Origin of the sequence: Pseudomonas fluorescens (genome assembly GCF_902497875.1) — a bacterium.
Classification (GTDB): Bacteria; Pseudomonadota; Gammaproteobacteria; order Pseudomonadales; family Pseudomonadaceae; genus Aquipseudomonas; species Aquipseudomonas fluorescens_BR.
In genome coordinates this window covers 25,228-38,160 of the sequence record NZ_CABVHY010000018.1, presented here as the reverse complement: position 1 = coordinate 38,160, position 12,933 = coordinate 25,228, and the positions used below count along the sequence as shown (strand labels likewise).

General features: G+C 58.2%; 11 protein-coding genes. 6 read left to right on the top strand and 5 right to left on the bottom strand.

Translation table 11 applies throughout. The annotated features are described in order from the left end of the window. Positions 1-17 precede the first annotated feature (17 nt). Positions 18-1,391 (top strand): Trk system potassium transporter TrkA, encoded by a 1,374-nt coding sequence (gene trkA / locus F8N85_RS18685; RefSeq protein ID WP_150805015.1) that lies wholly within the window; start codon positions 18-20, stop codon positions 1,389-1,391. A gap of 115 nt (positions 1,392-1,506) precedes the next feature. Next, complete coding sequence (locus F8N85_RS18680) at positions 1,507-1,821, top strand: tetratricopeptide repeat protein (RefSeq protein WP_150805014.1); 315 nt, start codon at positions 1,507-1,509, stop codon at positions 1,819-1,821. Positions 1,822-1,915: 94 nt separating this feature from the next. Here the strand turns inward: F8N85_RS18680 and F8N85_RS18675 are convergent, their stop codons facing one another. Continuing rightward, complete coding sequence (locus F8N85_RS18675) at positions 1,916-2,803, bottom strand: lysophospholipid acyltransferase (RefSeq protein ID WP_150805013.1); 888 nt, start codon at positions 2,801-2,803, stop codon at positions 1,916-1,918. Between the two features lie 48 nt (positions 2,804-2,851). Continuing rightward, positions 2,852-3,415 (bottom strand): DNA-3-methyladenine glycosylase I, encoded by a 564-nt coding sequence (tag, locus tag F8N85_RS18670; protein WP_150805012.1) that lies wholly within the window; start codon positions 3,413-3,415, stop codon positions 2,852-2,854. A gap of 81 nt (positions 3,416-3,496) precedes the next feature. Here tag and glyQ point away from each other — a divergent pair, with 81 nt between their 5' ends. The 4 genes from glyQ to F8N85_RS18650 all read left to right on the top strand — a co-directional run bounded on the left by glyQ (position 3,497) and on the right by F8N85_RS18650 (position 7,891). Further along, entirely contained in the window at positions 3,497-4,450 is a 954-nt protein-coding gene (gene glyQ, locus F8N85_RS18665) for a glycine--tRNA ligase subunit alpha (protein ID WP_150805011.1), read from the top strand. Beyond that, positions 4,447-6,501: a glycine--tRNA ligase subunit beta gene (glyS, locus tag F8N85_RS18660; RefSeq protein ID WP_150805010.1), complete on the top strand. Its 2,055-nt coding sequence runs from the start codon at positions 4,447-4,449 to the stop codon at positions 6,499-6,501. The genes glyQ and glyS overlap by 4 nt, the downstream gene beginning before the upstream one ends. Before the next feature lie 19 nt (positions 6,502-6,520). After that, on the top strand, positions 6,521-7,054 hold the full coding sequence (gene gmhB / locus F8N85_RS18655) for a D-glycero-beta-D-manno-heptose 1,7-bisphosphate 7-phosphatase (protein WP_150805009.1): 534 nt from the start codon (positions 6,521-6,523) through the stop codon (positions 7,052-7,054). A 66-nt stretch (positions 7,055-7,120) separates the two neighbouring features. Beyond that, positions 7,121-7,891 carry a lysophospholipid acyltransferase family protein gene (locus F8N85_RS18650; RefSeq protein ID WP_150805008.1) on the top strand — a complete coding sequence of 257 codons (771 nt, stop codon included), beginning with the start codon at positions 7,121-7,123 and terminating at the stop codon, positions 7,889-7,891. 379 nt (positions 7,892-8,270) lie between these two features. On the opposite strand, the gene gyrB is transcribed toward F8N85_RS18650, so the two are convergent. From gyrB to dnaN, 3 genes are read right to left on the bottom strand one after another with little or no spacing between them, the layout of a single operon-like run. Beyond that, positions 8,271-10,688 (bottom strand): DNA topoisomerase (ATP-hydrolyzing) subunit B, encoded by a 2,418-nt coding sequence (gyrB, locus tag F8N85_RS18645; protein WP_150805007.1) that lies wholly within the window; start codon positions 10,686-10,688, stop codon positions 8,271-8,273. Between the two features lie 4 nt (positions 10,689-10,692). After that, entirely contained in the window at positions 10,693-11,796 is a 1,104-nt protein-coding gene (gene recF / locus F8N85_RS18640) for a DNA replication/repair protein RecF (RefSeq protein WP_150805006.1), read from the bottom strand. A gap of 20 nt (positions 11,797-11,816) precedes the next feature. Next, entirely contained in the window at positions 11,817-12,920 is a 1,104-nt protein-coding gene (dnaN, locus tag F8N85_RS18635) for a DNA polymerase III subunit beta (protein ID WP_150805005.1), read from the bottom strand. Positions 12,921-12,933 lie beyond the last annotated feature (13 nt).

Genomic DNA, 12,933 nt, shown 5'->3' with positions numbered 1-12,933 from the left:
TTTAAGGGAGTGACTGGATGAAAATCATCATCCTCGGCGCAGGGCAGGTCGGCGGTTCGCTGGCGGAACACCTGGCCAGTGAAGCCAATGACATCACGGTGGTCGACACTGACGGCGAACGTCTGCGCGATCTCGGCGACCGGCTCGATATTCGCACCGTTCAAGGCCGCGGCTCGCTCCCGACCGTGCTGCGTCAGGCCGGCGCGGACGATGCGGACATGCTGGTGGCGGTCACCAACAGTGACGAAACCAACATGGTTGCCTGTCAGGTCGCCCACACCCTGTTCCACACCCCGACCAAGATCGCCCGTGTGCGCGAAGCGGCTTATCTGACCCGCGCCGGCCTGTTCGACAACGATGCGATTCCGGTCGATGTGCTGATCAGCCCGGAACAGGTGGTCACCAACTACATCAAGCGCCTGATCGAACACCCCGGTGCCTTGCAGGTGATCGACTTCGCCGAAGGCAAAGCCCAGCTGGTAGCAATCAAGGCTTACTACGGCGGGCCGCTGGTGGGTCATCAATTGCGGCAGTTGCGCGAGCACATGCCGAATGTCGAGACCCGCGTTGCCGCCATCTTCCGCCGCGACCGACCGATCCTGCCCAAAGGCGATACGGTGATCGAAGCCGACGATGAAGTGTTTTTCATCGCTGCCAAAGCGAACATTCGTGCAGTGATGAGCGAAATGCGCCGCCTCGATGAAAGCTACAAGCGCGTAGTGATCGCCGGTGGCGGGCAGATCGGCGAGCGCCTGGCCGAAGCCATCGAAAGCCGCTACCAGGTAAAGATCATCGAGATGAACCCGGCGCGTTGCCGCTATCTTTCGGACAACCTCGACAGCACCGTGGTATTGCAGGGCAGTGCGTCAGACCGCGACCTGCTGATGGAGGAAAACATCGCCGACGCCGATATTTTCCTGGCGCTGACCAACGACGACGAAGCCAACATCATGTCCTCGCTGCTGGCCAAACGCCTGGGCGCGAAGAAGGTCATGACTATCATCAACAATCCAGCCTATGTCGATCTGATCCAGGGCGGTGACATCGATATCGCCATCAGCCCGCAGCTGGCGACCATCGGCACCTTGCTGGCCCACGTGCGACGCGGCGATATTGTCAGCGTGCACTCGTTGCGCCGCGGCGCAGCGGAGGCCATCGAGGCGATTGCCCATGGTGATGCGAAATCGAGCAAAGTGATCGGCCGCTCCATCGAAGACATCGGCCTGCCACCGGGCACGACGATCGGGGCGATCATCCGTGATGAAGAAGTGATCATCGCCCACGATGACACAGTGATCATGGCGGGTGACCACGTGATTCTGTTCCTTGTGGATAAAAAGCATATTCGGGATGTGGAGAAGCTGTTTCATGTGGGGTTGAGCTTCTTCTGATCCAGAACATTGCCAAGATCGCAGCCTGCGGCAGCTCCTACGCCGACCTGTGTAGGAGCTGCCGCAGGCTGCGATCTTTTGATCTTCGACTCAACATCCTGAAAGGAATCCACCGATGCTCGAATCCCTGGAAAAAATGCTCGCCAAGGGTGTGGATAACTCGCTGCTGCGCTTCGGCCTGGGCAAGGGTTATCTGGATCTGGGCGAGAACGCCAAGGCGGCGGAGCATTTTCAACGCTGTGTCGATTTCGATCCGAAGTATTCCGCGGCCTGGAAGCTGCTCGGCAAGGCGCATCTGGCGCTGGCTGACTATCCGGCTGCCCGCCATGCCTGGGAGCAGGGGCTCGAAGCGGCACGCGGGCATGGTGACAAGCAGGCGGAAAAGGAAATGACAGTGTTTCTGAAGAAGCTGGATCGTCAGGCTAATTGACCTGTTGCACCCTTGATTGAACGGTTGTGAATAACCCTGTAGGCGCAGGCTGCGATCTTTTGATCTTTTTTCCAGGGTTATCCACAGGCATGCTTCAGTACCAGCGCTCCTCGCCCGGCGGACGTTTCTTGAAACGCTTCATGCTCCACATGTACTGGCTCGGATAAGCGCGCACATATTTCTCGACGACCTGGCTCATTGCCGCACATGAAGTCTCGGTATCGGTGCTGTACATCGCCTCTGGCGCGGCTTCGAGGATCACTTTGTAACCCGAACCGTCAGGCAGGCGCAGGGCATGCAGGAACACCCCGACGGCTTTGCCGCCGGCGAGCATGTTCGGTACGAATTTGCTGGTCAGGGCTTTGGTGGCAAAGAACGGCACGAAAATCCCGGCCGATTCGGACGGTTCCGGGTCAGCCGGGATACCCACTGCCCCCCCTTTGCGCACTTCCTTGATGACACTGAGAATGCCTTCCTTGGTGGATGCGGCGACGCGGTTACCCAATTGCACCCGCTGCTTGCGCAACAAATCGTCCACCGCCTTGAGCTTGGGCGGACGATAGAAAATGATCGGTTTGCACTGGCTGCAATAGAAGTGGTTCAACACTTCCCAGTTGCCGAGGTGACTGGTGATGCCGACAACCCCTTTACCGGAGGCCAACGCGTCCTTGAGCACGTCCAGACCTTCGACTTCCCGCACCAGGTCGATGGAGCGCTGGGCCGGCCAGATCCAGGCGCAGGCACTTTCGGTCAGCGACTTGCCGATATCCATCAGGCTCTTCCCGACCAGACGCTCGCGCTCGGCGGCGTCCATTTCAGGAAAGCATTTCGCCAGGTTGATTCGCACCACATCGCGGGAGCGGTTGGGCAATTTCCACATCATCCAGCCGATGGCCGAACCCACCACTTGCACCGCGCGCCAGGGCAGCAGGGCAAACAACCGCAGAGCGCCTACCAGCAAGGCGCCTTTCAACTTATCCACAGGTCACTCCTGATCTAAACCGACGTCATGAACCTTGTCGCGAGCCCGCTATTCTAACCGCCCGCTGCGCAAGATGGCGTAGCGATCACAATCGGTGGTGTGATCCATGACCATCCCGGATGCTTGCATCAAGGCATAACAGATGGTCGGGCCAACGAAAGTGAAGCCGGCCTTCTTCAAACCTTTGCTCATTGCCGCGGCCTCGGGTGTTATTGCCGGCACCTCGCTGCGATCCTTGAAATGATTGATCCTGGGCTGGCCGCCGACGAACGACCACAGCAACGCCACCGGATCCTCCAGTGCCAGCCAGGCCTGGGCATTGCGCCGGGCGGCGTTGAGTTTCAGGCGATTACGGATGATCCCCGGATCGAGCATCAAATCGTCGATTTCGGCATCGCTCATCTGTGCCACGCGCTGTACGTCGAAACCAAACAGCACCTCACGATAACGCTCGCGTTTCCTTAGCACAGTGATCCACGATAGGCCGGCCTGGAACCCTTCAAGCAAAAGCAACTCGAACAAGCGCTGCGCATCGCGTAGCGGCACGCCCCACTCCTGATCGTGATAGGCCATGTACAGCGGATCTTCGGAACACCAAAAGCAGCGTGGCATAAGGCTCCAGGGGGTGGAGGCGCGACCGAATCGGGTATACTCCCGCTCTTTAAATCGCAGCCCAAGAAACAGGTGAATTTCGTGAGCCAGCCTACGCCAGCCGTGCGTACCTTCCAAGACTTGATCCTCGCCCTCCAGCAATACTGGGCCGAGCAAGGTTGTGTGGTACTTCAGCCCTACGATATGGAAGTAGGCGCCGGCACCTTTCATACCGCCACGTTTCTGCGCGCCATCGGCCCGGAAACCTGGAACGCCGCTTATGTGCAGCCCAGTCGTCGCCCGACTGACGGCCGCTACGGCGAAAACCCGAACCGTTTGCAGCACTACTACCAGTTCCAGGTGGTATTGAAGCCAAACCCGGACAACTTCCAGGAACTGTACCTGGGCTCGCTCAAGCACGTCGGTCTCGACCCGCTGGTGCACGACATCCGCTTCGTCGAAGACAACTGGGAATCGCCGACCCTCGGTGCCTGGGGTCTGGGCTGGGAAGTCTGGCTCAACGGCATGGAAGTGACTCAGTTCACTTACTTCCAGCAGGCGGGCGGCATCGAGTGCTACCCGGTGACCGGCGAGATCACTTACGGTCTCGAGCGTCTGGCCATGTACCTGCAGGGCGTGGATTCGGTCTACGACCTGGTCTGGGCTGACGGCCCGTTCGGCAAAGTGACCTACGGCGACGTGTTCCACCAGAACGAAGTGGAGCAGTCGACCTACAACTTCGAACAGGCCAACGTCGAGAAGCTCTTCGAGCTGTTCGACTTCTATGAAAGCGAAGCCAAGCGTCTGATCGAACTCGACCAGCCGCTGCCATTGCCAAGCTACGAAATGGTGTTGAAGGCCTCCCATACCTTCAACCTGCTGGATGCTCGCCGGGCGATCTCGGTCACTGCGCGTCAGCAATACATTCTGCGTGTACGCACCCTGGCGCGTTCCGTCGCCCAAGCCTATCTGCTGGCTCGCGCCAAGCTGGGCTTCCCGATGGCGGCTCCGGATTTGCGTGATGAAGTGTTGGCTAAGCTGGAGGCTGCACAATGAGTGCTCAAGATTTTCTGGTCGAACTGGGCACCGAAGAACTGCCACCCAAAGCCCTGAATACTCTGGCTGAGGCGTTCCTTGCCGGTATCGACAAAGGCCTGCAAGCCGCTGGCCTGAACTACGAGACCAAAACCGTCTACGCCGCGCCGCGTCGTCTGGCCGTGCTGATCACTGCATTGGCCACTCACCAGCCGGATCGCAGCATCAACCTCGACGGCCCGCCGCGTCAGGCCGCGTTCGATGCCGAAGGCAATCCGACTCAGGCCGCCCTGGGTTTCGCCAAGAAGTGCGGCGTTGATCTGAGCGAAATCGATCAGAGCGGCGCGAAACTGCGTTACAGCCAAAGCATCGCTGGCAAACCGACCGCCAGTTTGCTGCCGACCATCGTCGAAGATTCCTTGAATGACTTGCCGATTCCCAAGCGCATGCGCTGGGGCGCGCGCAAGGAAGAGTTCGTGCGCCCGACCCAGTGGCTGGTCATGCTGCTCGGTGACCAGGTCATCGATTGCACCATCCTCGCCCAGAAAGCCGGTCGCGACTCCCGTGGTCACCGTTTCCATCACCCGGAAAGCGTGCGCATCACCGCGCCGGCCAACTACCTGCAAGACCTGCGCGCGGCTTACGTGCTGGCGGACTCCAACGAGCGTCGCGAGCTGATCAGCAAGCGCACTGCCGAGTTGGCGGCGCTGCAGGAAGGTACGGCGATTGTTCCACCGAGCCTGCTCGACGAAGTCACGGCGCTGGTGGAATGGCCGGTGCCGCTGGTCTGCTCGTTCGAAGAGCGGTTCCTCGAGGTGCCGCAGGAAGCCCTGATCACCACCATGCAGGACAACCAGAAGTATTTCTGCCTGCTCGATGCCGACGGCAAGTTGCTGCCACGCTTCATCACCGTGGCCAACATCGAAAGCAAAGACCCGCAGCAGATCATCTCGGGTAACGAGAAGGTGGTCCGTCCACGCCTGACCGACGCCGAGTTCTTCTTCAAGCAAGACAAGAAGCAGAAACTCGAAAGCTTCAACCTGCGCCTGCAGAACGTGGTGTTCCAGGAAAAGCTGGGCAGTGTCTTCGACAAAGCCGAGCGGGTTTCCAGACTGGCAGCGTTCATCGCTCAACGCATCGGCGGCGATACATCCCGTGCAGCTCGCGCCGGCCTGCTGTCCAAATGCGACCTGGCGACCGAGATGGTCGGTGAGTTCCCGGAGATGCAAGGCGTCGCCGGTTACTACTACGCCCTCAACGACGGCGAGCCGCAAGACGTGGCCCTGGCGCTGAACGAACAATACATGCCACGCGGTGCCGGCGCTGAACTGCCGACCACTGTAACCGGCGCGGCCGTAGCGATCGCCGACAAGCTCGACACCCTGGTGGGTATTTTCGGTATCGGCATGCTGCCGACCGGGAGCAAAGACCCTTATGCCTTGCGCCGTGCTGCCCTTGGCATACTACGGATCCTGATCGACAAGAAACTCGATCTGGACCTGACCGATGCGGTGGCATTCGCCGTCAACGCATTCGGCGCCAAGGTCAAGGCGGCCGGTCTGGCCGACCTTGTACTGGAGTTCATCTTCGACCGTCTGCGTGCACGTTACGAAGACGAAGGCGTGGATGTGGGCACCTACCTGTCGGTTCGCGCCCTGAAACCGGGTTCGGCACTGGACTTCGATCAACGCGTGCAAGCCGTCGAGGCATTCCGCAAATTGCCGGAAGCCGCGGCCCTGGCGGCGGTGAACAAGCGTGTATCGAACCTGCTGAGCAAGGCCGAAGGCACGATCCCGAGCATCGTCGAAGCCAAGTACTTCGACAATGCCAACGAGTTCTCGCTGTACTCGGCGATCCAGCAGGCTGATCAGGCGGTCCAGCCAATGGCTGCGGCGCGTCAGTACCGCGAATCGCTGGCCCGTCTGGCAGCGCTGCGCGAGCCGGTCGATGCGTTCTTTGAAGCGGTGATGGTCAACGCTGAGGATGCCAAGGTACGTGCCAACCGTTATGCGTTGCTGGCGCGTCTGCGTGGGCTGTTCCTCGGTGTCGCCGATATTTCGCTGCTGAGCTGATTGGTTTAAGGGGCGGAGTGTGAAACTGCTGATTCTCGATCGGGACGGGGTGATCAATTACGACTCCGACGCTTACATCAAGTCGGTGGAGGAGTGGATTCCGCTCCCTGGCTCGATCGAAGCCATCGCGCGGTTGAGCAAGGCCGGCTGGACGGTAGCGGTCGCTACCAACCAGTCCGGTATCGCTCGCGGCTACTACGATGTCGCGACCCTGGACGCCATGCACGAGCGCCTGCGCTCGCTGGTGGCGGAGCAGGGTGGCGAGCTCGGGCTGATCGTCCATTGCCCCCACGGACCCGATGATGGCTGCGATTGCCGCAAGCCCAAACCCGGCATGCTGAAAACCATTGCCGCGCATTACGACGTGGCGCTGACCCATCTATGGTTTGTCGGCGACACGCTCGGTGACCTGGAAGCCGCAAAAGCCGTCGACTGTCAGCCAGTTTTGGTAAAAACCGGTAAAGGCGAAAAGACTCTGGGTAAAACCCTACCGGTAGGCACCTTGATTTTTGACGATCTGGCGGCAGTTGCCGCTGAACTTATCCACAATTAGAGCGCTTCTGACGACATCCTGACCAAGGACAGTTCGGGAGTGCGCTTTTAATAGGCAAATGCCGCTATGTCGATCTTGCAGGCAATCAGGACCTTTCTCTTTTACCTGCTGCTGGGCACCACCTCGTTGCTCTGGTGCAGCCTGAGCTTTTTTATTGCGCCTTTTTTACCGTTCAAGGCCCGTTATCGTTTTATCAACGTGTACTGGTGCCATTGCGCGCTGTGGCTGAGCAAAGTGTTCCTCGGTATCCGTTATGAAGTGCAGGGCGCCGAGAACGTACCTGAACAGCCCTGTGTGATTCTGTCGAACCACCAGAGCACGTGGGAGACATTCTTTCTCTCGGCCTACTTCGAGCCGTTGAGCCAGGTGCTCAAGCGCGAACTGCTCTATGTGCCGTTCTTCGGTTGGGCAATGGCCATGCTGCGACCGATCGCCATTGATCGTGACAACCCCAAGGCGGCGCTCAAGCATGTGGCGAAGAAGGGCGATGAACTGCTCAAGGACGGCGTCTGGGTATTGATCTTCCCGGAGGGCACTCGGGTTCCTTTTGGCAAGGTCGGCAAGTTCTCCCGAGGCGGTACCGCACTGGCGGTCAACGCCGCGCTGCCGGTACTGCCGATTGCCCACAACGCCGGCAAGTTTTGGCCGAAGGCTGGCTGGGGCAAAAAGCCCGGCACCATCACCGTGGTGATCGGCGCGCCGATGTTTGCCGAAGGCACCGGACCGCGTGCCATCGCGGAGCTCAATGACCGGGTTGCCGCCTGGAACGAGCAAGCTCAGCGGGACATGGGTTCATTGCCGCCCATCACTGCGGAACCGGAAAAAGTGGCGATCTGAGATTCTGTGGATAACCTGTGTGCAATTTCATTCAAAACCGTCAAATATCCTATGTAAGCTTATGATTTATATATATATTTCTTAAAGCCATAAAATAACAAAAACCGTGCATAAGTTTTTTATGACGATAAAAAAACCGGCCTTTATAGCCGGTTTTTTTCTGCCTGTTGAAAAGAGCTGGAGCAAGGTAAAAGATCAAAAGATCGCAGCCTTCGGCAGCTCCTACAGGAACCGAGCACGCCACACATTTCGCGACTACCGTCTCCCCGTAGGCTGCGATCCTGGCGTACAGATAGACACCCCATACGTCTGCAAATATTGAACAAAAAAAGGCCAACGCTTAGCGTTGGCCTTTTTTATTTCAGCAGGTCACACCCGATCAGAAGTCCAGGTTGGACACCGCCAGAGCGTTGGTCTCAATGAACTCACGACGTGGCTCGACCGCATCACCCATCAGGGTGTTGAAGATCTGGTCGGCACCGATGGCGTCTTCGATCGTTACTTTGAGCATCCGGCGTACGCTTGGGTCCATGGTGGTTTCCCAGAGCTGGTCCGGGTTCATCTCACCGAGACCTTTGTAGCGCTGGATGGTGTGGCGCTTGGTGCTTTCGGCCATCAACCATTCAAGGGCTTCCTTGAACTCGGTGACGGGCTTCTTGCGCTCGCCGCGTTGAATGTAAGCGCCTTCGTCCAGCAAGGTGCTCAATTGAGCGCCAAGGGTGACGACGGTCTTGTAGTCATTGCTGCCGAAGAAGTCGCGGTTGAAGGTGATGTAGTTCGACAGGCCGTGAGAGATCAGTTCGACCTCCGGCAGCCAGACGTTACGTTCACGGTCTTCACGCAGGCTGGCTTTGTAGACCAGGCCGGATTTTTCCACGAGACGCAGGCGGGCTTCGTACTGGGCCAGCCAATCCTGCATCGCTACGTGATCGGACAGCTGTTCCATGCTGACGGCAGGCAGGTAGATGAAGTGCTCGGTCAGTTCCTGTGGATACAGGCGCGACAAACGCTTGAGGGTCTTCATCACCATGCGGAAGTCATTTACCAGACGTTCCAGCGCCTCACCGGAAATACCCGGGGCTTCATCGTTCAGGTGCAGGCTTGCATCTTCAAGGGCCGACTGCGTCATGTACTCTTCCATGGCGTCGTCGTCTTTGATGTATTGCTCTTGCTTGCCTTTTTTCACTTTGTACAGCGGAGGCTGAGCGATGTAGATGTAGCCGCGCTCGATCAGCTCAGGCAGCTGACGGAAGAAGAAGGTCAGCAACAAGGTACGGATGTGCGAACCGTCGACGTCAGCATCGGTCATGATGATGATGTTGTGATAACGCAGCTTGTCGATGTTGTATTCGTCGCGACCGATGCCGCAGCCCAGCGCAGTGATCAAGGTGCCAACCTCTTGCGAGGAAATCATCTTGTCGAAGCGGGCTTTCTCAACGTTAAGGATTTTACCTTTCAGTGGCAGAATCGCTTGAGTCTTGCGGTTACGTCCCTGCTTGGCGGAACCGCCAGCAGAGTCACCTTCCACCAGGTACAGTTCGGAAAGGGCAGGGTCTTTTTCCTGGCAGTCCGCCAGTTTGCCCGGCAGGCCGGCAATATCCAGCGCGCCTTTACGACGGGTCATCTCACGGGCTTTACGCGCTGCTTCACGAGCCCGCGCAGCGTCGATCATCTTGCCGACGACCAGCTTGGCTTCGTTCGGGTTTTCCAGCAGGAAGTCGGAGAAGTACTTGCCCATTTCCTGTTCGACAGCGGTCTTCACTTCGGAAGACACCAGCTTGTCTTTAGTCTGGGAGCTGAACTTCGGATCCGGCACCTTCACCGAAATGATCGCCGTCAGACCTTCACGGGCATCGTCACCGGTGGTCGCGACTTTATGCTTCTTCGCCAGACCTTCCGCTTCGATGTAGGTGTTCAGGTTACGCGTCAGCGCCGAACGGAAGCCCACCAGGTGAGTACCGCCGTCACGCTGCGGGATGTTGTTGGTGAAGCACAACAGGTTCTCGTTGAAGCTGTCGTTCCACTGCAGAGCGATTTCTACGCCAATGCCGTCTTCGCGCTGGACGTTGAAGTGGAACACCTGGTTGACCGGAGTCTTGTTGGTGTTCAAGTATTCAACGAACGCACGCAGGCCACCTTCGTACTTGAACAGTTCTTCCTTGCCGCTGCGCTCGTCCTTGAGGACGATACCGACACCGGAGTTGAGGAAGGACAGTTCACGAATCCGCTTGGCCAGGATGTCCCAGCTGAAGTGGATATTCTTGAAGGTCAGGTCGGACGGTTTGAAGTGAATCTGGGTACCGGTGGTTTCAGTCTCACCGACGATTTTCATCGGTTCCTGAGGAACACCGTGGACGTAGGTCTGTTCCCAGACCTTGCCGCTACGACGAACCGTCAACACCAGTAACTCGGACAGCGCGTTCACTACCGACACGCCTACACCGTGCAAACCACCGGAGACTTTGTAGGAGTTGTCATCGAACTTACCGCCAGCGTGCAGCACGGTCATGATGACCTCGGCAGCGGAAACGCCTTCTTCTTTGTGTACGTCTACCGGAATGCCGCGACCGTTGTCGCGCACGGTGATGGATTCATCCGGGTGGATGATGATACTGATGTCGTCGCAATGGCCAGCCAAAGCTTCGTCGATCGAGTTATCAACCACCTCGAATACCATGTGGTGCAGACCGCTGCCATCGTCGGTGTCACCAATGTACATACCGGGACGTTTGCGTACGGCATCCAGGCCTTTCAGCACTTTGATGCTGGTTGAGTCGTACGTATATTCTTCGCTCATGCCTTCACTCCCGATGGTCGTGGGTCTGGGTGATACGGCCCTGTTCCACGTGGAACAAAGCGACTGGCGTTTCCGTCTGCCAGCCTTCCCTCAATAATTCGTGATCTACACAGGTGATAAACACCTGGCAGCGTAAGTCTTCCAACAAGCGGCAAAGTGCGCGGCGGTGCTGCTCGTCCAGTTCGGACGGCAAGTCATCCACTAGATAAATACACTGGCCACGCCGGGCTTGGCTGACCAGATGCCCTTGGGCGATCCGCAATGCACAGACCACTAACTTCTGCTGACCGCGGGACAAGATGTCCGCGGCATTGTGTGCACCTAATCTAAGACGCAAATCAGCACGTTGTGGTCCGGCCTGGGTATGGCCCATTTGCTGATCCCGGTGAAGGGACGTGGCGAGCACTGCACTCAGCTCTCGCTCTTTATCCCAACCCCGGTAATAGCTAAGCGTTAAGCCTTCAAGCTCAACCAATTCGCTCAGGGTCTGTTCAAAGACTGGTTTCAAGGCTTTGATATAAGCGCGGCGGTATTCATCAATTTCAGCGCTGGCTTGACACAGTTCCCTGTCCCAAACCGCTTGCGAAACGGCGTCAAGTGTACCATGCCGAAGCCATGAGTTCCGCTGCCTAAGGGCCTTCTGCAGCCGCTGCCACGTGGACATGAAACGGGGTTCCACGTGGAACACACCCCAGTCCAGAAACTGTCGACGGATTTTCGGAGCACCTTCCAGCAATCGGAAGCTGTCGGGGTTGATCAGTTGCAGGGGCAGTATTTCGGCCAACTGCGCCGCGCTCCGGGCGTTCTGCCCATCAATGCGAATCTGAAACTCCCCCTGGCGATCCCGTGAGATCCCCAAAGCGCTGTGTCCGCCTTGCGCCAGTTCAACCTGGCCGAATACGGTACATGCCAATTGCTCGTACTGAATGACCGGTAATAAGCGGGCACTGCGAAACGAACGGGCAAGCCCCAGCAGGTGGATGGCTTCCAGAACACTGGTTTTGCCGCTGCCGTTGGCGCCGTACAGGATATTGATGCGAGGAGAAGGGGAGAAGGTCACCGGGTGCAAATTGCGCACCGCGGTGACTGAGACGCGACTGAGGGACATCTAGCTTCTGCTGAGCATGTTTACAGGCGCATCGGCATTACAACGTAAGCCGAATCGTCGTTGTCTGACTCCTGCACCAATGCGCTGCTGTTGGAGTCGGACAGAATCAGGCGGACCTGTTCGGTAGTCATCACGCCCAGCACATCGAGCAAGTAGCTTACGTTGAAGCCAATCTCCAGCGGGCCGCCGTTGTATTCGACTCCCACTTCTTCTTCGGCTTCTTCCTGTTCCGGGTTATTCGCCTGGATCTTCAGCTGACCGTTGGCCAGTTGCAGACGAATGCCACGGTACTTCTCGTTGGAGAGAATAGCGGTACGGCTGAAGGCTTCGCGCAGCGCCTGACGATCGCCGAGTACCAGCTTGTCGCCGCCTTTAGGCAGCACGCGCTCGTAATCCGGGAACTTGCCGTCAACCAGTTTGGAGGTAAAGGTGAACTCGCCGGTGGTGGCACGGATGTGATGCTGCCCCAGGACGATGCTGACCTGACCGTCTGGCTCGGTCAGCAGGCGTGCCAGCTCCAGGATACCTTTGCGCGGCACGATGACCTGATGACGGTCCGGCTGGCCGATATCGGCCTGCATCGAGCACATTGCCAGGCGGTGGCCATCGGTGGCTACCGCGCGGATGATGCCAGCAGACACTTCCAGCAGCATGCCGTTGAGGTAGTAGCGCACGTCCTGCTGAGCCATGGCGAAGCTGGTGCGTTCGATCAAACGACGCAGTTTGCTTTGCGCAAGCGTGCAGGTCAGCGAACCCGGGCCTTCCTCGACCGTCGGGAAATCGTTGGCGGGCAAGGTGGACAAGGTGAAGCGGCTACGGCCGGCTTTCACCACCAGCTTCTGCTCATCGACCTTGATGTCGATCAGGGCATCGTTTGGCAGGCTCTTGCAGATGTCCATCAGCTTGCGCGCCGGAACAGTGATTTCGCCTGGCTCGGCAGGCTCTTCGAGTTGCACACGACCGACCAGCTCGACTTCCAGGTCAGTACCGGTCAGCGACAATTGCTGGCCCTCGACAACCAACAGCACGTTGGAAAGCACCGGCAAGGTCTGGCGGCGCTCGACGACGCCTGCGACCAGTTGCAGGGGTTTCAACAGGGCTTCGCGTTGAATGGTGAAATGCATGGTCTCGTCCCTT

Bases quoted from the DNA above. Each gene is read 5' to 3' on its own strand.
- trkA (WP_150805015.1), top strand. From the start codon at position 18: ATGAAAATCATCATCCTCGGCGCAGGGCAGGTCGGCGGTTCGCTGGCG.
- F8N85_RS18680 (WP_150805014.1), top strand. From the start codon at position 1,507: ATGCTCGAATCCCTGGAAAAAATGCTCGCCAAGGGTGTGGATAACTCG.
- tag (WP_150805012.1), bottom strand. From the start codon at position 3,415: ATGCCACGCTGCTTTTGGTGTTCCGAAGATCCGCTGTACATGGCCTAT.
- glyS (WP_150805010.1), top strand. From the start codon at position 4,447: ATGAGTGCTCAAGATTTTCTGGTCGAACTGGGCACCGAAGAACTGCCA.
- F8N85_RS18650 (WP_150805008.1), top strand. From the start codon at position 7,121: ATGTCGATCTTGCAGGCAATCAGGACCTTTCTCTTTTACCTGCTGCTG.
- gyrB (WP_150805007.1), bottom strand. From the start codon at position 10,688: ATGAGCGAAGAATATACGTACGACTCAACCAGCATCAAAGTGCTGAAA.
- recF (WP_150805006.1), bottom strand. From the start codon at position 11,796: ATGTCCCTCAGTCGCGTCTCAGTCACCGCGGTGCGCAATTTGCACCCG.
- dnaN (WP_150805005.1), bottom strand. From the start codon at position 12,920: ATGCATTTCACCATTCAACGCGAAGCCCTGTTGAAACCCCTGCAACTG.